Raw genomic sequence first — 23,120 nt, forward strand, 5'->3', positions numbered from 1 at the left:
ATGAGCCTGCATTTTATCGCATTCTCGGTCATTTTTCTACGAAAAATCAACCGAAAACGGAAAGTTTAAACAGCTTCGATACAAAAACTCAACCCATTCATCTATTTTAGGCACAGGCAGAGTTGTGCAACAGCCACGCCCATTTCTTGAAGAAGTGCCATTTATCAACAAATAGTTATTTTTCTTCTTGCCAAGCTAAATACCGATAAACCGTCGCTCGGCTCAAATGAAACAGACGACCAATTTCTAAGATCGTATGTGTCTTTATGAAATACATCGATTTAACGGCTCGTGCCTTCTCTTGAGCTTCGGCAGTGAGACCCTTCGGGCGTCCGCCTATGCGTTTCCTGGCACGAGCTGCCGCCAAACCCGCTTTGGTTCGTTCACGGATCAGATCTCCGAATTCGGCCAGTGACGCGAATAGGTTAAAAACTAAGCGACCTTGAGCAGTGGTGGTATCAATGGCATCGTTCAAACTTCGGAAACCAATTCCTTTACTTTGGAAGTCATTGATTAGCGTGAAAAGCTCTTGTAGAGACCTGCCAAGGCGATCCAATTTCCAAACCATGATTGTATCCCCTTGTCGTAGTATCTCCAGCAGCCTTTAAAGTTGCGGCCGTACTTTGGCCGAGGAGACCTTTTCCTGAAAGATTTTATGACAACCCGCTTTTTGAAGGTCATCTAGCTGGAGGGCTAGGTTTTGATCTTGCGTAGATACGCGTGCATATCCGAATAACATGATAGTGTTTCAGAAATTAGATTAGCAGCAATAGGTAGTTCATCAGTCCCTTATTTGGGTTTAGTGCATGCAGATATCCTGATTACGTGGAGGAAAGGCCAGGTCGACTAGAGCAGAACCATAAATCATAGCATGTATATGAATAGCCCATTGCCATTTTACGGGCGGGCGTTATAGGGACGAACTCCGAAATAGGCAAATAATGGATCGACATAATTCAATCCTAGTTCCACCATACGCTTGCCAACTCGTAAGCCCTGATTGGCGATATTAACTAGATAGACCACCGCCTTCTTTTGGCTTGAGGAGCCGATTACATACCCACTCGCCGTGGGGCTTTTAGCCCACTGACAAAATAGATCGCCATTAGTGGTGTGTTGAACGGCAATGCCTAGCCCCCAGGAGACTTGACCTGGCTGACAAATATCGGTTTTCACCAGTGAACTCAGTAAGGTAGTAGACGGGTTTGTATCTACTCCTGTCGGCATCATAGCGGCTAGCACAAAGCGGGCATAATCCCCAGCGGTCGTTCGTAACGTATGGGCCACATTGGCTGCTTCAACCTCATCGGGCACTAGCCGTCCCGTCCCATCATACGAGCGGGTATAGGCAAGCGAGTCAGCTGGGTGATACACGTAACTGGAATGGCTCATCCCTAAGGGTTTGAAAACAGTCTGTTGCATGAAGGCTTCAATAGGTTGCTTGACCAGGTGTTCAACTACCAGTTGGAGCAGATAATAGCCTTCGCCTGAATAGCTGTAGCGACTACCGGGTGTAAACAGGGTAACCAGGGCCTTCTCCTCGGTTCGCCAATTGGGCAAACCGCTGGTATGATTTAATATCATACGAGCCGTGATCAAGGCGATCCGATCATCCAACATGGGTCCTTTTAAAAACTGAGTCTGTAAATAGCCCGTTGGCACATACTTCACTAAGGGCGTATCCAACGCTATTTTGCCTTGTTGGCTTAGTTGTAAGACGGCATATGCGAATACTGGCTTGCCCAAGGATGCAGCTCGAAAAATAGTAGTGGCTGAAACAGGTTGCTTGGTGATGGTATCTTTTACGCCTAACCCCTCACACCAACTAATCTGTCCATTGTCAATGAGAGCAATGGATAAAGCCGGAATAGACGCACTATCCATAATAGAGGGAAGAGCCGTCTGTAAAGGGGGACGATGCGATTGAGCCAAGATAGGTAAGCTCATCAGTGTCAGCAAAGCTGATAACTGCAGACTTAGCCTCCATCGGTTAATCTGTGTATGGACCATAAAGTAGAATGTCTAAGGGGGAACTGTTGGAGGAATCAGAGCAGCGCGTGATTGTCGAGCGGCTTTGATAAGGTGTGGCTGTCTGCTTCAAAATCGAGGATGTCTCCCGGCTTACAATCCAAGGCTTTACAAATGGCTTCCAAGGTACTAAATCGGATCGCCTTGGCTTTGCCGGTCTTCAAAATCGAGAGGTTGGCCAGCGTGAGATCTACTTTCTGGGCCAATTCGGAGAGCGACATCTTGCGTTTGGCCATCATCACATCCAGGTTAACAATAATGGGCATGGGTTAGACGGTTAATTCGTTTTCGAGTTGAAGTTCGATGCCACGTCGGTAAACTTGGGCTAAGGCTAGTAAAATCAAACCAAGTAACCAGGGGCCATTCAACTGAATATCCACGCTCAGCCAGGCTTGACTGGCGAGTCGAATTTGTCCGAAATAAGGCCTGGTCTGATGCCACAGCACCAGTTTAAGGAGCAGTTCAACAGTGGTTTGCCCTAAAAACAGGAAGCCCATGGTCGTAATGCGACGGGCAATAGCCGCCTGGAAAGGAGATTGGATGTGAACCGAGCGAAAAATTTGGCGGAGTAAAAAGAACATCCAGGCTGCTGTTACCAAGCCGACTAGTCCTAGTAGGCTCATCAATAGACCAGGTACTGAACGAATTGGAACTTGGAGTTGGCCTGTCTGTTTTTGTGGGGTTAAAAACAATTGAGGCTGTCCAGTCGTGGTGATAGTTTTATCGCTGGCTGGCGCCCAGGCTACCGGAATAGATATATAGTTGGGTTGTTCTTGACCCAGTGGAAATGGACCGGTCTGTGCATTTAACAGCTTCAGGCAACTCATGGCCGCGAATAGGACTAGAACAGCCAACACCAGGTAATAGAAAAGGGTAACCAGCCGCTTGACGGTGGGGAATACCCAATAGGGTGAATTAGTTTCCATATGTATCGAGCTTATATTGATGATACAAATAAACGAATATTTATTGATATTCAATAAATATTGATCGAATAGCAAGAAGTATTTATTGAATAGGCATAGAGATTCTTTACTGGGCTAAGATAATTCAGTCTTTAACAATTTAGGACTTTCGCTTATAGATTGATTGCCTGCATGCTGGGATTGGCTAACTCATGCCTCAAGTAGTGAGTCAACAACCGCGCTCGTACTTGATAAATGGTTGGCCCGACTTGTTTAGCCTTGACTTGCAACGCCACCCAAGCCTGATAGCAACACGCTAAGTGGTTCCCTTGCCAACGGGCTTTGCGGCACTGACACCGCTCCGAGCCAGTCAACTGCTTGAAGCTCCGATGGAACGTCTCGATCTGCCACCGATTGTCGTTGGCTAACTCAGCGACAAACCGATTTACAGATGCGTCTAGGTCATTGCGGGGGCCCGAGCGGTGATGACCCAGTCAATGTCGCCGTTTGGGGCAACCAGCTTGAACAACTTTACCTGGAACGGGACCGCCCGGGCGGCCCCGTTCGTTCAGCTTGACAATCAGCCCGCTACTCAGCGTCTGATCCGTGAACACCAAGGTGTCTAAGTGCTGATAACCCCTATCTCGATGCAGACTCACCAGCCGGTTGCTCTTCAGTGTGGTGAAGAATGTCCAACCCGCTCGATGGATCAGGTTGAGGTTATCCACCGAGGCATACCAACTATCAAACAGGAGGCCTCTGGCTTTGAGTTGTTTGTGGGTAATGAGTCGCCGGAACATCTGGGCAAAGTGGTCGTTCTTGGTTTTACGGTCCGTTTCAGGATGATAAATTCGATAATCAATCGGCCAGAAATCGCCATCATTACCTGAGGAATGGACGAAGTTGATCAAGCCGATTGCTTTCAGGGTTCCAGGCTCATTGCCCGACTACTGTTTCTTAACTAGTTCGATAAAGTTGGAATAGCGTTTATCGGGCAGGCTATCATCGACCAAAATGGAAGCTGATGCTGAATCGTTGATGCGGGTTTTGACGACAGCCCACAGATCGGCAGGGGTGAATCGTTCCCTTCCCGCCGGAGAAAATCGCTGACCACATCATGGCTCAGGTTGGGTTTATGATCGGCCATGTTGGTGCAGGTATAGTTGAAGGGCGTACTCAACAGGTACTCAATGTATTCACGTTTTGCAATCATACGCCTAAACTCTCAAATTTCATTCATAAGCGAAAGTCCTAAATTTATTAGTCTAATTTACCTTATCCTAAAACGCCCCATTTGAGAGGTGTATACATGGAAGCTTCTTCTTATCCGTTCGGCTTTCTATGACAGGCGTATCGCACTCAATACATTACGATTATGCATCGATATCCGTTACTCTCTTTCGCCGTCTTGGTTGCTCTGGTTTTCCCTCTGGTTTATCTCTTGAGTAGTAAAAACTCTCCAAGCGTCCTTCCAGACATGGGCATTACTTATTTTGCTATACTTTGGATAGGTCCGCTTTTACTGATTTACGGCTTTATAACCTATCGATTTGGGAATCAGAGAGCTTTATCTTGGATTGCGTATGTTATTGGTGGCTTATGGACGGGGTATGTTTACATTTGGGGAGCTTGGAAACTATTTTTTGGCTAAGAACAAGTTAAACAAGCCTTTTAGGACACAGTTTAAGCACCCTTATTCGTCTCAAGTGGGAGCATTTAGGAAATCAGGTAGCTTGGTTATCTTATGGCTGTAAGTCGGTGGCCGCTTTTTGACTACCATCCATATAGGTGGGGAACGACTGATGCTGGTGAGTGATCTTCCAGATGCCATCTAGTTTACGCAGTCCCAGCGTTTCTCTGTACCATATATCCGTCTTTGTTCCGTCCGTACGCGCGCCCCTTAAGTGTTCTAAACAGTGACAGAAGGCTACCTCATCGCCAACAGTAATTTCCAGTTCCTGGTAGGTCAGACTAATTGCCCCCTCGAAGGTGGCAAACCACGCTTCGATTCCACCAGCACCGGGGGCGTTATCACCGGTCCTGAATCGCAGGGGTGGGTTCAGTTGATACATCACCGTCTTATCTGCAAAGGTCTCCACGAAAGCGGCTACGTCTTTGCGTTGAATAGCAGCTACCAAGTCGTCTTTTAGCTGAGTAATGTGTTGTGGATCGTTCATGCGCGTGGAGTGATTATTAGGATACAGTATAAAACCCAACGACCGCCAGTAGTCAACTGTTTTACCATTGCATCAGATTATAAAAACAGTAATACACTTTTCTCACCCCCTTTACCCCTTGGTTGAATGTTATATTACTTGGGTCGTGAGGCCGGGTCAGTCCGCTCTCCTGCCCTTGCGACACCAGTGATGGAAGAATTAACAGCCCGCCGGTGGCCTATTTCCCGGACACATTTCACATACGCCAGTTTAACGCTTCTAAAAAGGAACGATTTAATAAGATAAAGGAATAGAGTGAAAAACGAACTGATCCAGAAACGCACGGGCAAATGCCGATGCCCGGAGGTCTTTCTGTAAGCGTGGATTGGTGCGAAAAATATCGTACTTGGCATAAAAAGGCCGACTCAAATCCTGCGAGTTAGCTAGGATAATGAACGTCAAATCTTTCTCGGGAATTTTTATCAGTAGGGATGAATTTCCCGTCCACCAGCCCGTATGCCACAATAGTTTTATCCCTTTGTAGGATTGGACGAACCACCCCAGACCATACGGCATGGGCTTGCCTTTCGGCGATCGAAACGAAGTAAAAATCTGCTCCCAAGTGGCAGCACTTAAAAGACGACCTTCATCAATCGCAATGGAATAAATTGCCAGATCACTGACGCAGGAGAGCAAACCTGCAGATGGACCAAAGTATGACGGATAAGTGGCAGGCACGACCCGTCCCTTCACCAGATCATACGGTTTTGCTATTAGTTGGTCGTATGCGGTCCGGTCGTAGCCGGTCAGGGAAAAATTGACCATATCGGCCGGATTAGGTGCTGTGTGGGTCAGTCCTAGTGGCCGGATAATCTGCTCAACCATCAGCTGCCCGAAGCTTCGCCCCGCTTCCTGCTCAATAGGTTTGATCAACCGGCCATAGTAATCGCCGTTGTAGCCAAAACTGTAGCCGGGCTTAAAGCCGTTAAATGAATTGCCTTGTGCGGTATGAGTCAGCAGGTGTTTGAGCTTGATGCGGTCGTCATCTCCCCAGCGGGCGCCCAGATTAATTCCATACTTGGTGACGGGATCATCTAGATTGATCTTGCCCGCTTCTACCAGCTGCATCAGGATGATCGATCCGAATGTTTTGGTGACCGAAGCCAGGTGATAGATGGTGTGCTCCGTGGGCACAATCTTCTGCTCGATATCGGCATAGCCCAACCCGCGGTACCAGATGAGTTTTTTGCCCTGAACAATACCGATGGAAAGGGAGGGAATCTGGTAATGTTGGCGCAAGGCTTCCAGCCTGGCAGCAAAGCCGCTCGTATCGGCCGCTTCCGCTGTTGCTTTAGTAGATTGGGCCTGGCACCATAGGGCAGGTACTACCAACAGAAAGAAAAGAGCTTTCATCGTTCATGTTTTTGAGGCAAAAAACGAATCAATTTCGGCAGAAACCACTCAAATCAGGATTTGAGCACTATTTTAATCTTCCTAAACGCCCTAATTAATGTGCAGATACACGAAGGTTTATTAGTCTCAAGTAAGAACGTTTTAAGAGAATATTAAACCCTATAGATACAATCTGTTCTTGACTGTAATTTAGTTGCAAGCGAAGGCGTGGCTAACTCAGTTGGTTAGTAGCATACCTTCTCTCAGAAAAGTATACGTTAATTCTGTTAAAAGCAGATTGTCTAATTGCTTACTCATATTGCAAAACGACTAAGGCGCTTAAATCTTCACTGATCAATGCTTCCTCTCCTCTTCTCACTGGTTAGGTAACGTAGCAATTGCGATGAAACATCTTTAGGAAGAAAATAGACTTCCCGATGGTATTGTTACGACAATATTAATTCGTCCAAGTAAGGTATTAACAGATTGTTAAATGGCCGTATAGTGACGGATGTCGTTACTACTTTTGCTCTACCCAGATAGTCTACTCTCCGACTTGTTACCTGGAATTCTGCAATCGTCAGCACTTATCATCTTTTTTATGAAGCACGTTTTCCTTAGCCGTGTTTTTCGGGCTTGCTTTAGCTTATCCGTTGTCCTGCTGACTGCCTCGGGCAGTTGGGGCCAATCAAGCCCAGCCCCTTATTCGCTTTCTACCGGACCATACAGCTTTACGGGCTGGGCCGCTGCGTCAACAGCCGGTACATACCCAGCGAATATGGTCTTCCATTTTGTAGGTTCAGCCGCCCCGACAACGGCCACCCCCAGTTCGGGAGATTATAATTGTGCCTACAACCTTACTGCCCGATCCCGAATCAACGGAAAAGGTGATGATGGAATCGGTTTTATCGGTACGAGCGATCCCCGTTATGATAACTGTATTTCTGGTGCGTCTAGTAATACCCGCTACGTTGGCGATGCTGTTCTGGGACTTAATACTACGGGTCGTCAGAATATTCAGGTTGGCTGGACTGGGGGCACCAGTACGGTTGGCGCCCGAACCTGGGGCCTTCAACTACAATATCGGATAGGTACCAGCTCATCGTTTACCAACGTAGCGGGGACTTCACTTTATACCTCCAGTGCGATCGTAGGTGCTCAGATTTTTGCTCCTGTTACGTTGCCAGCCAGCGTAGAAAATCAGACTGAAGTTCAGTTACGCTGGATTTACTATGAAATTTCAGGTAGCGGTAACAGACCTGAAATCCGTCTCGACGAAATTACCGTTACGTCCCAGCCTCTCGCTGTTTCCCAGCCTGATTTGAACGTATCGCTGACAGGACCTGCATCGGCTACAGCGGGACAATTGTTCACTTATAGTTTAGTGGTGGGGAATTCCGGCACGGGCTCTGCGGCTAACGTACCAGTTTCGTTTACATTACCCGCCGGTGTTACGTTCATTGGCACTACCGAAACAAACGGTTTTACGGCTAGTCAGGCTGGTGGTGTGGTTTCGTTTACGGGTGGTTCACTTTCTTCAGGAAGCAGTGCTACGTTAACGGTTAGTGTATCGGCGGCAGCAGCTGGTACGATTACAGCCCAACCAGGTGCCGCCGTTGTTGATCCGGCGAATGCAATTGCCGAAAGGAATGAAGCCAACAACAGCTCAACAACTATGTTTACGACAACGATTGCGGCTACTAATCAGCCCCCAACCGCCCCTACATTTACCGATCAGACGGGTATTGTGGACGTTCCGTTTAGCTACACCGTTCCTGCATTTACAGACCCCGAAAGCCAGACCATCACGTATGCCATTACGGGAGAACCGGCTGGCCTGAGTGCCGACAATGTTTCGCGGGTCATTAGCGGTACGCCTACGGCTACTGGTTCATCGGCGATAACCGTGGTTGCTACCGATGAAGCCGGTGCCTCTACAACGGCAACGTTCGGAATCACCATTAATGCCAGTCAGCCACCGATTGCCACCACGAATAGCAACCAGACGGCGACGGTGGGCGTCGGGTTCTCCTATACCGTGAACGCCTTTACCGATCCCGACAACGACGCACTGACGTACTCGGCCAGTATCAGCCCCGCCAACGGGTTGACCTTCGATCCGGTAAGCCGGGTGATCAGCGGTACGCCAACGGCAAGCGGAGTATCGTCGGTTACGATTACGGCGACCGATCCGGCCAGCAACACCGCCACTACTACGTTCTCGCTGTCGGTAAATCCGGCACCGGCGGGTGTGATACGTATCACCGAATATATGTATAACGGAACGCCCGGCGAGTACGTCGAGCTGACGAACGTGGGTAATGCGCCTATCGATCTGACAGGCTGGAGCTACAGCGACGTCGCCCGCACACCCGGTTCGTTTTCGCTAAGCGGTTTTGGCGTGGTTCAGCCGAATGAATCGGTTGTTTTTACGGAAGCCAATGCGTCTACTTTCCGCACAGCCTGGTATCTGCCCGCTTCGGTTAAAGTACTTGGTAGCAACACCCAGAACCTGGGACGTAGTGATGAAATCAACATTTACGATGCCGCTGGCATATCAGTTGATCAGCTTACGTTCAACGATCAGGCTATTCCGGGATCGGTACGTACTGCCGATGTCAGTGGCTGGACCGCACCTGCTAATTTGGGTAACAATCAGGCTGCTACGTACCAACTTGCTGTAGTGGGCGATAGTCAGAATTCGTATTCGGCTACGACAGGTAATGTAGGAAATCCGGGTGGCTATTACACGCCGTTAAATCGGGTGCTAGTCATCGAATCAGGACGTAGCACCACCGTTGCCGAAGGCGGAGCTACGGATTCATATACCGTAAAACTCAATAGCCAGCCAACGGCTGACGTAGTGGTAACGGTTACGTCGGGCAGTCAGTTATCGGCAAGCCCGGTTTCGCTGACCTTCACACCAACTTCGTATAGCGTAGCCCAGACCGTAACAGTTTCAGCACTAGACGATAACGTAGTGGAAGGAACGCATACGGCGGTGATTACTCAGGCCACAACCAGTAGCGATCCGGCTTATAATGGCATCGCCACAAATTCGGTGAGTGTAACCATTACCGATAACGACAACCCCGTTACGGCCGCTCCCGCGATTCAGGTTGCCAATACAACAACGCCTTACTTAAGTCTGTCGGTCTCCGGATCGGGTTTGGTCAGTGGTGTTATCAACGACCCAACGGACCCGTTCACTACCCTTGGCGTTAATTTTACGCTCACCGACGCCGATACGCCCGCTGCCAATTTAACAGTAACGGCTACATCGAGCAATACGTCGGTTGCATCGAGTCTGACATTAACCGGTTCAGGTTCAACGCGGAATCTTAAAATCGCTCCGGCAGGAGTGGGGTACTCGGTCATAACCATAACGGTGAGCGATGGGGTTAATACGTCGTCGTATGTCATTAACTATGCAGCGTCGGCCGCGTCGGCAACACCAGCCTCCACCCGTTTCCATACGGGCGTTAGCGACGCATCGACAGCCATCTCAATCGATGCGAACACAATGCTGGTTGCCGACGATGAGAATCAGGTGCTACGTCTTTACAACCGCCAGAATTCAGGATTACCCATCGCCGGATTTGACTTCACTACGTCGCTGGCCTTAACCGACATTTCGGGCGGTGTTCCCCGCGAAGTCGATATCGAAGGGGCTACGCGCCTGAACAATCGGATTTTCTGGATGGGGTCGTTAAGTAACGCCGACGGTGGTAACAACCGTCCGAATCGCAATCGCATTTTCGCGACGGACGTAGCAGGCACAGGGGCCGGAACGACGTTGTCGTATGTTGGTCGTTATGATTATCTGCGCAATGACATTATTGCCTGGGACGTCAATAACATCCATGGAAAAGGGCCTAATTACTATGGTCTGGCGGCCAGCGCTGCTGACGGTGTCGGTTCGAAACAGTCGATTGGTTTTAACGCTGAAGGGCTTGAACTGGCTCCTGATAATACAACTGCCTACGTAGCATTCCGGGCGCCACAGGTTCCGCCAACGGGTCGTGCCAACGCACTGGTTATTCCCGTAACGAATTTCACTACGTTGGCAACGGCTGCAAATGGCGGTACGCAAGGCAGCGCTACGTTCGGTGCGCCGATTGAATTTGATCTGGGTGGACGGGGTATTCGGGAGATTCGGAAGAACAGTACGAACGAGTACATCATTATTGCAGGCCCGGCCGGAGAAGCAGGAGCAGCTCCCAATGATTTCCGACTGTACACCTGGACGGGAAATACGGCGGATTTACCCATGCTACGTTTGGCAGACCTGACATCGGTCAATGCCAATGGTAGTTTTGAGTCGGTTGTTGAAGTGCCTACGCCATTGACGGACGCGAGTCAGATTCAATTGCTGGTTGATAATGGCGATGCCGTATACTATAACGACGGAACCATTGCTAAAGAACTGTCGCAGAACAACTTCAAGAAGTTCCGGTCAGATATCGTTACGTTGGGTACAGCCTTCAACACCGCACCGACGGTGGCTTCGGCCATCAGCCCACAAAGTGCCACGGTGGGTTTGGCGTACAACTTTACCATCGCTTCCAATACCTTCACCGACGCCCAGACGCCCAACAATCTAACGTTAAGTGTGAGCGGATTACCCGATGGGCTAAGCTTTACCGCACCTGCTACCATCAGTGGCACGCCCTCCACAACGGTAGGCTCCCCCTTCAGTGTGACGGTAGTAGCCACTGATCCGGGCAGTTTATCAGTGAGCACTACGTTTACCCTGACGGTGAGTCCACCACCTAACACGACTCCCACGGTGGTAGCTTCGATTGGTAATCAAACCGCTACGGTAGGTCAGGCGTATAGCTTCAACATCCCACCGGGCACGTTCACTGATGCCCAAACACCGAATAATCTTACCTTAAGTGTGAGTGGTCTACCGGCTGGACTCAATTTTACAGGCGCATCCACTATTAGCGGAACGCCTTCTACTACAGTGGGTTCGCCTTTTACGGTGACCGTAGTTGCTACTGATCCGGGCGGACTGTCGGTAAGTACTACGTTCCCGCTATTTGTCCGACCCGTTCCCAATACGGCCCCGACCGTTGTAGGCTCTGTTGGTTCTCGAACAGCTCCTGTTAATCAGGCATTCACAATGACCATCTCTGCGGGTGTCTTTGCGGATGCCGAAACGCCGAACACGCTAACCTTCAGTGTAAGTGGGCTACCAGCTGGGCTGAACTTCACGGCTCCTTCGACCATCAGTGGCACCCCATCCACAACGGTGGGTTCACCGTTTACGGTAACGGTGGTGGCCACTGATCCGGGTGGTCTAACGGCTGTTACTACGTTCCTGATTACCGTGAGCAACACTACGTCTTGTGTGAATATGGTCACGGTGAAGGCAGGTAACTGGAATGATGCCAGTGTATGGTCATGTGGCAGGGTGCCTCTGCCCACTGATGTAGTGACGATTGTCCATGCCGTGAGCTTACCCGTTAGTTATCAGGGCCAAGCTTTACGGATGATTTATGGTACAGGTGGTCAGTTACTATTTGGTACTGGCAGTCGATTGCGGCTAGGAGGCAATTAGTTACTCTTTAGTAAATATCAACAAAGCCGGGCTGTTAGCCCGGCTTTGTTGATATTAAAGTTGTTTATACTTTTCTTCATGAGCCAAACTCAGGCGTAATCAAGTACATCTGCTATTAGCACGTATCATTCGCCCTATCAACTGGCAGTTCCTAAAGCATCTTGATATACTTCAGCGCCGTTTTGCGGATTATATCTTCCTGTAACTTATGAATAGGTTTCCCTGCATGCGTATAAATACTTACCTGATCGGTTTCTGTGTCGTAAATCCCGAAAGGGAGTACTTGTTGATCCTCATATCCCCAAAAAAGAAAGTCTTGTGCTGCAATTGAACTAGTGAAACTTAGCGTACTGGGCACTTGTAATTGAATATTAACGGCTATAAAACTCATACGAAGAGCTAATTTTTCCAGCCAAAAGTATCGCTTTCTTCGGGGCGAACTGTTACGGTACGATTATGATATTGGTAAAGGTGTTACAAGCGTTAATCTAGGCTTAAAGATGTTCTTTTAACCTTCAGGTACTGAACTAATCGTGAGCTAGGATAGTGATAAACAGTAGAAGAAAGAATTAATTGCAGGTTGGTACGTTTTAATGTGGCAGCAAAAGATCGTGGCAATGCACAAGAGGCTACTGCTGAAGGGAGAGTGTTCAGTCAAGTGTGTCAAGTTGGAATGAACTAACTTGACAAGCAAATGGAACCTACAAAACAGGAAGAAAACTTCGACTATGCTACTTTTCGTCAACAGGCCATCCAGCGGATGCTCGCCGGTGACAAAGAATTAACAGGCAAAGATGGTCTACTGGCTCCATTATTGAAAGATCTGCTGGATGCTGCTCTGTCTGGAGAAATGCAGGCCCATGTGGAGCAGAACCGACCCAACCGACGCAACGGCAGTAAAGCCAAGCAGGTTAAAACAGCCCATGGCCCAGTTAGCGTGGAGATGCCTCGGGATCGGGACAGTTCCTTCGAACCCAAGCTCATTGGCAAACGCCAAACCACACTGGGTGAAGGACTCGATAACCGCATCCTCTCGCTCTATAGCAAGGGCATGTCCTATGAGGATATTCAAGATCATTTGCAGGATTTATACGGACTCGACATCAGCACGGGACAGCTCTCGGCCATTACCGATAAAGTATTGCCTCTAGTTGAGCAGTGGGGTTCACGACCGCTGGAGCCGGTCTACACCTTTGTCTGCCGGGCCGCCGGAGCGGTTAGATGCGGTTTACTTCAAGGTGCGTCAAGACGGCAAAGTCCTTAGCAAGGCTGCTTATAATGTGCTGGCTGTTGATCTACAGGGACGTAAAGATCTGTTAGGTATCTACATCGGCGATGCAGAAAGCGCTCGTTTCTGGCTAACGGTCTTGACTGATTTACAAAACCGAGCAGTGAAAGATCTGTTAATCTGCTCGATTGATAATCTGTCAGGCTTCGGTGATGCGATTGAAACGGTCTTTCCTCAAGCAGACGTACAGCTCTGTTTAGTGCATCAGGTACGGACCTCAATGCGGTATGTGGTCTCCAAAGATCAAAAAGCAGTAGCGGCTGATTTGAAACCGATCTATCAGGCCGCTAGCCTGGCAGCAGTGGAGCAAAAGCTGGCGGATTTTGCCAGTCAATGGGGTAGTAAATATTCCTTAGTGGTGGAGAGTTGGCAACGAAACTGGCTGCGATTAACCCGTTTTTTCGAGTATCCAGCCGCCATTCGCAAGGTGGTTTGTACGACGAATACGGTCGAGGGTTTTCACGGCACAGGCCGCCCTGCGCCAAATCCGTTGTGTGACTAAATCGAAAGGGACTTTTCCCTCAGAGAGTGCACTGGTGAAAATTCTCTACCTGACCACGCAACGGATTATCGAAACCTGGACGATGCCCTTGGCGAATTGGTCGTTGACGGTACAACAATTGGCTATTTTGTTTGGCGACAGAGTTAAGCCGTACTTAAAAGGTTGAAAGAATGACACACTTCATTGAACATTCCCTATAAAACAGTATTTATACGATTTCTTATGAATTCAATTAAGTTGATTGTCGCCGTTTTAGCGACGGGTTTACTTTTCCTGTTTGGGATTTTACTTTATTATCGGGCTTGGCTGAAAAGCAAGCTCGAAAAGTTCAATCAACCTCAATCTGCACAAGAATTCAACATTTTTAAGCCAGTGAAAGATGTAGCCATACCCAAATTAGGACAGCAAGCATTTAGACTTTTTTAACTTCCCCTTGCTTGGCATAGGTTGCTGGCGCCAAGCCGCCCAGTGATTGATGGGGATGAAAATGATTGTATTGATCCATCCACTCATCTGATAGAATCCGAACTTGCTCAAGCGAATCGAATAAATAGGCATCTAGTACATCCTCTCGATAAGTTCGGTTAAGCCGTTCAATGTAGCCGTTTTGCATGGGCTTGCCGGGTTGAATGTACTGAATCGTACTGTTGTTCGCTGTGCACCACTGCCGAAATTTATCCGCTATAAATTCAGGGCCGTTATCCACTCGAATCTACTTGGGTAGAGGACGTTGCAGAGCAATATCTTTCATAACATCGACTACTTTCTGGGCTGGCAACGAAAAATCAGCATGAGCGGCTACCACTTCTCGACTGCAGTCGTCAATAATGGTTAGCACTCGAATCTTTCGCTTACGGGTCAGAACATCGGCCACAAAATCCATGCCGCTACGGCGGACCGTTCCAACTGTAGTTGATCGTTTCGGGTACCTGTAAAGGTTGCTTCACTCGGTCTGGTACGCGTCGCTTATGCCGTCTTCGATGTTTTAAACTCAGCAGCCGATACACGCGTAGCACTCGTTTTCGATTCCATTTGAGTCCTTCGTTGCGAATCTTACCATAGTAGTCATCAAAGCCGCGAGTCGGGTAAGCTTCCGCGTAAGTTTGTAACTTCTCAATGACTGGCTGGTCATTCTTTTTGCTCCGATAGTACCAGCTAGACCGATGCATACCTACGACCCGACAGGCCCTGCCCACAGTTATATTTTCTTCCACTGCCCACTCTACTAACTCTTTCTGTTGGCAAGGCCTTAAAGCTTTTTTTCGATAATTTCTTTAGCCAGTCGATAATCCAGACTGAGTTCAGCATACATCTGTTTCAGACGGTGGTTTTCATCTTTAAGGGCTTTAAGTTCTTTTAGATGAGTGGCTTCCATGCCACTGTATTTCTTTCGCCAATTAAACAAAGTAGCTTTAGAAATGCCATACTCACGGCATACGTCCATGGCTTCTCGCCCTGCTTCGTACTGCTTGAGGATAGCTACGATTTGTGTTTCGGTAAACTTCTTCTTTTTCATGTAACAGTTAAAACGAGCTCTTTTCGAGTCTAATCCGTGACTGTCCTAATTTCAGGGAAGCTTACATTCTGAGGAAGGCTACAAAACCAAAAATAACAACTATATCACCTAAGATAAACCATTGACAGGGATAGTCTTTCACGAATAGAATATTGGAATACCGATCTTCTTTTTTAGCAAATGACGAAATGGGAATTTCTGAGGTAGCTAAACCATCTGTTTGTAGAATGCTATTCACAGGATAAGAACTGTATTAACAACCGACGCTTATATCCATTCACCATCTAAAATACGTTGCTGACCAACAAATACAGGTCGACAGCATACATTCTCCAGCAGCCTTTTTATGGAGCGTATACATTTGATTCGTCAAGCAAAAAAGCAGACGCCAATCAAAGCAATCTATGAAAAAATTCGCCTTCCTCGTACACCTTCGTTCCAGCTACCGTAAAGATATGAAACACCTGGCGGCTCCGCTGGGTTGGATTCCCGACTCGTTTTACCGGTTTGCTCTCCGTAATCGTCCCCTGGCCCCGTTTATCTGGAGTGATGTTAAATTGACGCCAGAGGCTACTGAGGCTCAGGGCCATATCATTATGCTACCCTATTCTGGCCAGCAGTTGCTGGAGCAGCAGAAGGCAATGATGCCTCGCGTTCAGGAGGCAATTCAGCTAGCCTCCTCGACCGGAGCCGAAATTGTTGGCTTAGGAGCCCTTACGTCCCCTATTACGCTGGGTGGCAAATTATTGACTACGAATGCGCCGGTTTCCATAACCAATGGAAATGCATTTACGGCTTTTATAACCTGGAAAAAAGTAGCCCAACTAATCCGCACCTGTCCAAACCGGTATCCAACGGTGGCGCTGGTGGGTGCTACAGGTAGTGTGGGTAGCCTGGTTGCTCAGCTCCTGGCTACGTATCAACCCGAAGCTGATTACATATTGGTCGCCCGCAACGAACGTAAACTGAACAACCTGGCTATCGATATGCATGCACTCAATACGCGCGTTAAACCATATGTCTCGCAGGATATGGACGATGTCAGTCAAGCTGATATTGTTGTTTTGCTGACTAGTGCTTCTGATACGCTTTTACACGGTCAGCACTTGAAAAACGGCGCCATTGTTTTAGATGATACGCAGCCTAGAAATACCAACCCGAGCTTACTTAAACAGCGGCCCGATGTTACGATTATTGATGGCGGATTAGTTTCCATGAATCACTTACAACTTACACGAACCGTTGGACTACCCCAGGGCCTATCTTATGCCTGTCTGGCCGAAACCATGCTATTGGCTCAGGCCGGATACGAGGGTCACTTCAGCATTGGCAATCCAACTTTAGCGCAGGCCGAATACATCAGTACCCTGGCCAATCGGTTTTCGCATTTAGGTTTCGATCTGTCTACCGATTACAGTTTTGGCAAACCACTTTCTGGGCCAATCCCAGACTCCATTGTCGAATCATCTTTCTCATTAACTCCCGCTCTTTAACTCGTCTCAACTATGCAATCAACGGCTACCAAAATCATTTTGCTTGGCGGAGGCTACGTATCCGTCTGGGCGTACCGATCATTGGCCAAACAGCTTCGGACTCAACTAAGAAATGGGCAAGTTGAAATTACGGTAATATGCCCCAACACGCACCACGCTTTTCATGGATGGACCGCCGAAACATTAACGGGTATTCTTCAGGAACAGAATCAAGTGAGTCCGTTAGCTGATATTATGCCGTATGCACAGCACATTCAGGGGCAGGCCATTGCCGTTGATTTGAAGACGAAAACCGTTAAGGTGAAAATGACGGCTGGTTTAGTCGAAAAACAGCTACCCTACGACCATTTGCTGCTAGGCATCGGTTCATTTGATAGTGAGAACATCGATGGTATTTCTCAATACGGGTATCAGATAAAAGCACACCAGGCATTCCAGCGCACGAAGGAAGCTATTCCTGCCCTTGTCTGGCAAGCTGCTCAAGCAGCCTCAGAAGCACAGGAACTTCTAACCTTTACGGTAGCGGGTGGTGGATTTACGGGCGTAGAAATAGCCTGTAACCTGGTTGAATACGTGACTATATTAAAGAACATGTATCCTTCGCTTCATCAAATTCAGCCCCGCGTCAGGCTAGTTCATCGTGGCGAGCGTGTTTTGCCCGTTTTACAGGCTGATTACAACTACCTGGTAAAGTATGCCGAAAAAATAATGTCTCAGTATGGCATTGACGTCATCAATAATACAGGTCTAACTCGATTGACTTCCGAGGGTGCCTTTCTGAGTAATGGCTCATTCTTGCCTAGTAGCATGGTTATTTCCACAGTAGGACAATCGCGATTTCAATTACCAGGTACCGAACGTATGACTAGAGACAGTGTGGAGCGAATCTATACAAACCGGTATCAGCAGATTCCAGGTTATACAGATGTGTGGGGCGGAGGAGATGCCTGTAACGTAACGCACCATCAAACCGGCGAAGCTTGTCCTGCCAATGCTTTGTGGGCCATTAAGCACGGCGAATACGTTGGCCGTAATATTGCGCGAGCTATTCAAGGGAAAGCCTTGAAACCTTTTACGTATAGAGGATTAGGACAATCAGCTAGTTTAGGAATGGGGAAAGGAATCACTGAATTATATGGTCTTCAATTTACGGGGGTGATTGCCTGGCTGATGCGCTGGTTTTTCTTTAACTATTTCATGCCGTCGCGCCGGGTAATGCTACGTGGCATTGGCGACTGGCTTTCTCTGACCTTCACTCGTCGACGCAAAGGCTTGATTACTACGTCTGGCGAACAAGAATCAGCATCTAATTCGGTAAGCTACGTCATAGCTTCCTCTCGGTAATTCGCAAAAGTGCTAAAACAGGCCTTAGTTTTTAACCGGCGTCTTCCCACACAATAGTTTCGGCACAATCATACCAGGAAGTCATAAATGGGTTAAACTGAGCCTCGATTTCGTTCCGCTTGATTTTTAGGGTAGGCGTTATCAGGTTATTTTCTACGGTCCAGGCTTTTTTTAGTATGACAATTTTCCTGATTCGCTCATACGGATGTACACGATCATTTATAGCGTTTACTGTATCGATCAGCGATTTTTCAACTTCTTTTTGAGCCACTTTTGGGGTAGTTTCCGACAAGACAATCAACGCTATAGGCTGTGGTAGTTCGCGACCCGTAACGCAGATTTGTTCGATAAATGGATTATCACTAAACCCGGCTTCAAGCACAGCCGGAGCAATGAATTCACCCTTTGAACTCTTGTACACATCTTTCAATCGGCCCGTAATCCGAAGATAACCTTCCGAATCCAGCTCACCAATGTCGCCTGTTCGCAGCCAGTTATCGGCGATTAAAGTTTCAGCAGTCAGATCTGGATTGCGGTAATAACCCCGCATAATCCAACCTGACTTCGTCAGGATTTCGCCAGTAATCGCATCAATCTTGACACTCATTCCCGGATTGATGCGTCCTACCGTACCGTCCTTTATCTGATCAGCAGGCATCATGCAAACGGACGCCAGATTTTCGGTCATCCCATAATTTTCCTGTATCCGAATGCCTAACCGACGGAACCACCGAATTAACGAAATCGGAGTAGGTGCCGCCCCCGTCAGGATCAAAACGGCATCATTGAGACCCAAACTTTGTCGAATACGGCGTTTGAGTAGACTGGAAACCACTGGAATGCGAAGCAGCAGATTCAATCTTTGTTCCGAAAGTTTGGCCAGCACGCCCTGCTGAAATTTCATCCAGATACGAGGAACGGCCAGAAAGTGGGTTGGTCGGGCTGCGGCCAGATTTTTGGCAAACGTTTCCAGTGATTCAGCAAAATAAACCGTGCCGCCGGTTATCATGCCCATCGCTTCCACAATCGTACGCTCGGCCACATGGCAAAGCGGCAGGTACGAAAAAAAACGGGCATTGGGTAATTCCTGAAATGTCATTGGCCGGACATTGATAGCCAGTTGGGCAGCTGCCCGGTAGTCGATCATGACACCTTTGGGCATGCCGGTTGTGCCAGACGTATAAATAATCGTGAACAGCTCGTCAAGATCTGCTTTCGGGCTTTCGACTATTGGCGGAAAGTTTGCCATAATTTCATCCCATGAACGCAAGGTTGGATCGGTTTGATATCCAGGAAAATTTATTGATACTACGTCATCGGGTACGCCAGCTTTCATCGTGCCCCAGTCATCGACCTTGCCAACGAATAAGACAGCACATTGACTGTGGCCCAGCAATGCGTTTAACTGATCTGCCGTCAACGTTGGATAAAAAGGAACTGATACGTATCCACTCATCAGGATCGCAATATCAGCGATAATCCAGTGTGGACAGTTTTTCGAGATCAGACCAATATGACTACCGGTCGGCAAGCCAAGTGATTGCAGGTACGTAGCCATCCGGCGAGCCTGCTGCCCCACTCCGGCCCAGGTATAGTCGACATAGCTATCCCCTATTGGTTGCCGCAGATACACCTGATCTGCTTTTTCGCGCTCCCATTTATAGAAATAATCAATGAACGGCACTACGTCCGTTTGCGTCTGGGTATCCGTTTGCATAGGATTTATTGGCAAGCGTTGATCTAGTTGACGGGCTTAAATGGGTTCGCTAAGCACTAGTTTGGGTTTACGAGCAGGCGAACCAAGCTGTTTTTTCACCCATCGGCGACCGAGTTTCCAGGCGGCTTTTAGCAACTGAATACGTGATGATTGACCCAGTACAAGCAAATAATTACCCATTAAATATCGGCGTCCATTGGCCTGACCGATCAGGTTCAGGTCAAAAGCCAGCTGATTATAGGACGTCTTCGAGGACCGATACAACAGAGGCCACTGCTCCGTAATATCCGTTTGAGTCCGTTCTTCATCGGGCGGCAGCACAACCAACCGATCATCAATAGGATATTGAATCGAACGTTCTTTTCGTACAAAATCCTGCGCAAACTGGACGAGCGGTTGCGTAAGCCGGTTATTGTTCGGTAAATAGAGTCGATGCTGCAGCCCCATTAGCTGTATTAATTTAGGATTGGGCGTGCGAAATAAAAAGACATAAGAACGAATCATCCAAAACGGACCGAGCGCGAATCGCATATACCGAGCCGACATGTGATGAGCAATGCCTTGTCCGGCAGCAGTCATATCCTGAAAGCCAATTCCCCCGTATAAAAAAGGTATGTTCCGCCGTCGGAAAGGCGTTTTTATTTTATAGAGCGAATACGACTGTATGCCCACCAGGACACCATCCAGATGAGCCAGCACCATCGTTGGGTTGTGCACCAGATGCGCTGACTCCAGATAGCCAGGAGGAAACGGGAAACCCGTTCGGGCAATCAGCGCATAGCAATCGGCAATCTCAGTGGGACTCAGCTCAGCAGCCGGTTTGAATGAAATAATAATTGGTGATTTCATAAAGCTATTGAGTTTAGGTATCGATTCTACATATTAGTGCAAACTGTAATGCAACACCCTTCGTAGTTTGTCTGAGTGAACTGAAAGGAGCTTTCCGGACAGGTTAGTTGCCATTCCTGATTATTCAACTGAAACTGAATCGCATCCAGTGGATATGCTTTATCGGTTGCTTTCAAAAAGGCTTCCTTGGCGGTAAACAGCTTGAAGAACATCTTAGATTGCTCGATTTCAGGCAATTCTGTAAGTTGCTGGTATTCCCCTTGACTTAGAAAATGCCGAAAACGCATTAGTTCAACCCACCTGTAAGGCTCAATATCAACGCCAATTGGATACCTGGAGAGCCCGATCAGGTAATGCCCGGCAGCGTGCGACAAATTGAAAAACGGTACGTTGATACCAGCACTCTTGGCTAAGTACGGTTTCCCATTAGCTGTTAGAGACAGAGAAATGGACTGGGGCAATACGTCTAGATATTTCGCTAGTACATTCTTGAGAAACGTCCGCCCAGTCAGAAATTCCAGCTGTTTCTGCGGATTCAGATATCGCTGATAACGAACTCGTTCTAGTGTATCAAGTACCTTAAAATCGGGCGTGATTTCATGCTGCTCTTTCTCGATCAACGTAAAGCCAAGGGCGGACGTAGCGGTCGAAAAAAGTGGATTCGGGAGAGACTCTCTCAAGCCTGTTATGTCTAAAAAGCTCATGCCGTAACGGACACTTTTCGGTAGCTCGAATCGAGATGTATGCCCATCATAGCCAAATACTGCACCCGATTTAGGTAAGCTGCCCCATTCAGTAGCTGATACGCTACGTCGGCTACCCGCCGATTTTGCCAGGATTCCAGTCGAGTACCTTTCACCCATTGGTTGAACGAACCCATAGCTGGACCGCACCATATCTGATAGTCCAGTTCGCGACCAGCTACGCCCCGGTTTGCCCAAACCGACGATAGGCCCAGATACCAGCGAAAGACCAGTGCCATTTTACGTTTGGGATTAGCGGTTGCCAGCGTAATTTGCTCGGGGTCGCGCTCAGCGAAAAACGTTAGACATTGCGACCAGATCGCATCGAACGATTCACCCAAGAGCGTTTTCTCCAGGTTCATCCGTTCCTGTTCAGGAATGGCTTCCCAGCTCGGATGCGCGTTATACAGGTCGTATAATTTCTGGGCACGAAGCCCAAAGAGCGTTCCTTTTTTGGCGACCTGAAGTTTTACGCCCATTTCAAACATATCAGCTGCCGGAGCCATCATTACGTCGGTCATATTCACCTGTGCCAACACAGCCCGCACATGATCGGACGTACCAGCTTCGCGGCAACCCTGATTGATAGAACCGGTCACGACGTAGGCGGCTCCCATTGCAAAAGCGCCCGCTACGGCTTCCGGCGTACTGATTCCTCCAGCGGCTCCAATCCGCACAGGATGGGTGTACGGCGTTTCATCCTGTAGTTGATCCCGTAACGACAGGATGGCTGGCAATAAACAAACCAGCGACCGTTTATCGGTATGACCGCCTGAATCGGCTTCTACCGTAATGTCATCGGCCATCGGTACGTCGGCTGCCATTGAAGCCTGCTCAGAAGTTATAGCACCGGTTTCAACCAGCTTTTGCAGTATGGTATCAGGCGCGGGTTTCAGAAAAACTGTAGCTACTTCAAGTCGCGAGACTTTGGCAATAATTCGATTGATTACCTGAATGGATCCGTCCGGACGACGGTGGAGTCCGGCTGCGCGGTAACGCACGACGTGTTCGGTCAGGCTTAAAAAAGCGGAGGCTTCAATGATCGTTACGCCCTTTTTCAGGTAGAGGTTTACCGCTTCCCGTTCTAGCGCTTCCTCAGCAGGACTGTGAATGAGGTTAAAGGCATAGGGGCCATTGGGCAGCGCCTGCTGAATGGTATCTATAGCCCGTTCAATCCGCGATGGCACTAACCCACCCGCGCCAAACGAAGCCAGTAAGCCCGCTTTTCCTAGCGCAATGACCAGCTCTTCAGACGCAATCCCGTTCGCCATAGCCCCCGCCATGTAGTTATACCGGGTGCCATAGACTTTTCGGAAGGACGGATCACCAAATTGCTCGGCCTGAAAAGGGGGCTGTGTTGCCAGCAGTTCCATCGAACAAAGTTGAGATAGGTCGCTCGTGCCAAAACTGGTTGTGATACCAATTCGCCCTTGTGCATCGCGTACCCAGAAGCACGGTTCCTGTGCGCTTTCGAGCAACTGACGGATTCCTGACTCATCGAACGTAACGGTCTGGCGGCTTCCAAACCATTTCGCCATAGGCCGGTCCAGTTGGTAACTGATTCCGTTTCTTGAGGCAGACTCGATAGGTAAACTGGCAATCATGAGCGTGTAAGGTTTTT

17 protein-coding genes and 3 pseudogenes are annotated in these 23,120 nt (G+C 48.4%); 5 read left to right on the forward strand and 15 right to left on the reverse strand.

All coding sequences use genetic code 11. The features are described 5' to 3' along the window. Positions 1–175: 175 nt before the first annotated feature. The 7 genes and pseudogenes from IC229_RS30730 to IC229_RS30760 all read right to left on the reverse strand — a co-directional run bounded on the left by IC229_RS30730 (position 176) and on the right by IC229_RS30760 (position 6,502). Positions 176–739: pseudogene (locus tag IC229_RS30730) on the reverse strand (recombinase family protein). A gap of 158 nt (positions 740–897) precedes the next feature. Beyond that, complete coding sequence (locus IC229_RS30735) at positions 898–1,947, reverse strand: serine hydrolase domain-containing protein (RefSeq protein WP_190892118.1); 1,050 nt, start codon at positions 1,945–1,947, stop codon at positions 898–900. Positions 1,948–2,045: 98 nt separating this feature from the next. Next, the gene (locus IC229_RS30740) at positions 2,046–2,294 is read right to left on the reverse strand and encodes a helix-turn-helix domain-containing protein (RefSeq protein WP_190892120.1); all 249 of its coding nucleotides are present in this window, start codon (positions 2,292–2,294) and stop codon (positions 2,046–2,048) included. A gap of 3 nt (positions 2,295–2,297) precedes the next feature. After that, on the reverse strand, positions 2,298–2,954 hold the full coding sequence (locus IC229_RS30745; protein WP_190892121.1) for a DUF2975 domain-containing protein: 657 nt from the start codon (positions 2,952–2,954) through the stop codon (positions 2,298–2,300). A gap of 152 nt (positions 2,955–3,106) precedes the next feature. Continuing rightward, a pseudogene (locus IC229_RS36315) lies at positions 3,107–4,146 on the reverse strand (IS701 family transposase). A gap of 529 nt (positions 4,147–4,675) precedes the next feature. Continuing rightward, positions 4,676–5,110 (reverse strand): YybH family protein, encoded by a 435-nt coding sequence (locus tag IC229_RS30755; RefSeq protein WP_190892123.1) that lies wholly within the window; start codon positions 5,108–5,110, stop codon positions 4,676–4,678. 273 nt (positions 5,111–5,383) lie between these two features. Then, positions 5,384–6,502 (reverse strand): serine hydrolase domain-containing protein, encoded by a 1,119-nt coding sequence (locus IC229_RS30760; RefSeq protein WP_190892125.1) that lies wholly within the window; start codon positions 6,500–6,502, stop codon positions 5,384–5,386. A 580-nt stretch (positions 6,503–7,082) separates the two neighbouring features. Here IC229_RS30760 and IC229_RS30765 point away from each other — a divergent pair. From IC229_RS30765 to IC229_RS30775, 3 genes and pseudogenes are all read left to right on the forward strand, one after another. Continuing rightward, positions 7,083–12,047, forward strand: coding sequence for a beta strand repeat-containing protein (locus IC229_RS30765; RefSeq protein WP_190892127.1), 4,965 nt, complete (start codon positions 7,083–7,085; stop codon positions 12,045–12,047). A 694-nt stretch (positions 12,048–12,741) separates the two neighbouring features. Next, positions 12,742–14,003 (forward strand): annotated as a pseudogene (locus tag IC229_RS36320) (IS256 family transposase). Positions 14,004–14,059: 56 nt separating this feature from the next. After that, positions 14,060–14,263: a hypothetical protein gene (locus IC229_RS30775; protein WP_190892133.1), complete on the forward strand. Its 204-nt coding sequence runs from the start codon at positions 14,060–14,062 to the stop codon at positions 14,261–14,263. Here IC229_RS30775 and IC229_RS30780 read toward each other — a convergent pair. From IC229_RS30780 to IC229_RS30795, 4 genes are all read right to left on the reverse strand, one after another. Then, positions 14,250–14,543 carry an integrase core domain-containing protein gene (locus IC229_RS30780; RefSeq protein WP_190892135.1) on the reverse strand — a complete coding sequence of 98 codons (294 nt, stop codon included), beginning with the start codon at positions 14,541–14,543 and terminating at the stop codon, positions 14,250–14,252. The two genes, IC229_RS30775 and IC229_RS30780, sit on opposite strands and share 14 nt — an antisense overlap. A gap of 6 nt (positions 14,544–14,549) precedes the next feature. Continuing rightward, positions 14,550–14,720 carry a hypothetical protein gene (locus IC229_RS30785; protein ID WP_190892136.1) on the reverse strand — a complete coding sequence of 57 codons (171 nt, stop codon included), beginning with the start codon at positions 14,718–14,720 and terminating at the stop codon, positions 14,550–14,552. A gap of 4 nt (positions 14,721–14,724) precedes the next feature. Beyond that, entirely contained in the window at positions 14,725–15,006 is a 282-nt protein-coding gene (locus tag IC229_RS30790) for a hypothetical protein (RefSeq protein WP_190892138.1), read from the reverse strand. Positions 15,007–15,086: 80 nt separating this feature from the next. Continuing rightward, positions 15,087–15,353 carry a transposase gene (locus tag IC229_RS30795; RefSeq protein ID WP_190892140.1) on the reverse strand — a complete coding sequence of 89 codons (267 nt, stop codon included), beginning with the start codon at positions 15,351–15,353 and terminating at the stop codon, positions 15,087–15,089. 404 nt (positions 15,354–15,757) lie between these two features. On the opposite strand from IC229_RS30795, the gene IC229_RS30800 reads away from it, so the two are divergent. Beyond that, a complete protein-coding gene (locus IC229_RS30800; protein WP_190892142.1) occupies positions 15,758–16,846 on the forward strand; it encodes a shikimate dehydrogenase in 1,089 nt (362 codons plus the stop codon). Positions 16,847–16,858: 12 nt separating this feature from the next. Continuing rightward, entirely contained in the window at positions 16,859–18,190 is a 1,332-nt protein-coding gene (locus IC229_RS30805; RefSeq protein WP_190892144.1) for an NAD(P)/FAD-dependent oxidoreductase, read from the forward strand. Between the two features lie 31 nt (positions 18,191–18,221). On the opposite strand, the gene IC229_RS30810 is transcribed toward IC229_RS30805, so the two are convergent. Genes IC229_RS30810 through IC229_RS30825 form a run of 4 tightly spaced genes read right to left on the reverse strand, consistent with a single transcriptional unit; the run spans position 18,222 to position 23,103 of the window. Beyond that, complete coding sequence (locus tag IC229_RS30810; protein WP_190892145.1) at positions 18,222–19,907, reverse strand: AMP-binding protein; 1,686 nt, start codon at positions 19,905–19,907, stop codon at positions 18,222–18,224. 36 nt (positions 19,908–19,943) lie between these two features. Next, positions 19,944–20,756, reverse strand: a complete 813-nt coding sequence (locus IC229_RS30815; protein ID WP_190892147.1) for a hypothetical protein — start codon at positions 20,754–20,756, stop codon at positions 19,944–19,946. Positions 20,757–20,782: 26 nt separating this feature from the next. Beyond that, positions 20,783–21,436, reverse strand: coding sequence for a 4'-phosphopantetheinyl transferase family protein (locus IC229_RS30820; RefSeq protein WP_190892149.1), 654 nt, complete (start codon positions 21,434–21,436; stop codon positions 20,783–20,785). Positions 21,437–21,456: 20 nt separating this feature from the next. After that, complete coding sequence (locus tag IC229_RS30825) at positions 21,457–23,103, reverse strand: PfaD family polyunsaturated fatty acid/polyketide biosynthesis protein (RefSeq protein WP_317171671.1); 1,647 nt, start codon at positions 23,101–23,103, stop codon at positions 21,457–21,459. Positions 23,104–23,120: the final 17 nt, after the last annotated feature.

The organism is Spirosoma profusum (genome assembly GCF_014699005.1).
GTDB classification, from domain to species: domain Bacteria; phylum Bacteroidota; class Bacteroidia; order Cytophagales; family Spirosomataceae; genus Spirosoma; species Spirosoma profusum.

What these genes read in the sequence shown, in the direction of transcription:
- IC229_RS30735 (WP_190892118.1), bottom strand. Translation starts at nt 1,947, where the DNA reads ATGAGCTTACCTATCTTGGCTCAATCGCATCGTCCCCCTTTACAGACG.
- IC229_RS30740 (WP_190892120.1), bottom strand. Translation starts at nt 2,294, where the DNA reads ATGCCCATTATTGTTAACCTGGATGTGATGATGGCCAAACGCAAGATG.
- IC229_RS30745 (WP_190892121.1), bottom strand. Translation starts at nt 2,954, where the DNA reads ATGGAAACTAATTCACCCTATTGGGTATTCCCCACCGTCAAGCGGCTG.
- IC229_RS30755 (WP_190892123.1), bottom strand. Translation starts at nt 5,110, where the DNA reads ATGAACGATCCACAACACATTACTCAGCTAAAAGACGACTTGGTAGCT.
- IC229_RS30760 (WP_190892125.1), bottom strand. Translation starts at nt 6,502, where the DNA reads ATGAAAGCTCTTTTCTTTCTGTTGGTAGTACCTGCCCTATGGTGCCAG.
- IC229_RS30765 (WP_190892127.1), top strand. Translation starts at nt 7,083, where the DNA reads ATGAAGCACGTTTTCCTTAGCCGTGTTTTTCGGGCTTGCTTTAGCTTA.
- IC229_RS30775 (WP_190892133.1), top strand. Translation starts at nt 14,060, where the DNA reads ATGAATTCAATTAAGTTGATTGTCGCCGTTTTAGCGACGGGTTTACTT.
- IC229_RS30785 (WP_190892136.1), bottom strand. Translation starts at nt 14,720, where the DNA reads ATGGATTTTGTGGCCGATGTTCTGACCCGTAAGCGAAAGATTCGAGTG.
- IC229_RS30790 (WP_190892138.1), bottom strand. Translation starts at nt 15,006, where the DNA reads ATGCATCGGTCTAGCTGGTACTATCGGAGCAAAAAGAATGACCAGCCA.
- IC229_RS30795 (WP_190892140.1), bottom strand. Translation starts at nt 15,353, where the DNA reads ATGAAAAAGAAGAAGTTTACCGAAACACAAATCGTAGCTATCCTCAAG.
- IC229_RS30800 (WP_190892142.1), top strand. Translation starts at nt 15,758, where the DNA reads ATGAAAAAATTCGCCTTCCTCGTACACCTTCGTTCCAGCTACCGTAAA.
- IC229_RS30805 (WP_190892144.1), top strand. Translation starts at nt 16,859, where the DNA reads ATGCAATCAACGGCTACCAAAATCATTTTGCTTGGCGGAGGCTACGTA.
- IC229_RS30810 (WP_190892145.1), bottom strand. Translation starts at nt 19,907, where the DNA reads ATGCAAACGGATACCCAGACGCAAACGGACGTAGTGCCGTTCATTGAT.
- IC229_RS30815 (WP_190892147.1), bottom strand. Translation starts at nt 20,756, where the DNA reads ATGAAATCACCAATTATTATTTCATTCAAACCGGCTGCTGAGCTGAGT.
- IC229_RS30825 (WP_317171671.1), bottom strand. Translation starts at nt 23,103, where the DNA reads ATGATTGCCAGTTTACCTATCGAGTCTGCCTCAAGAAACGGAATCAGT.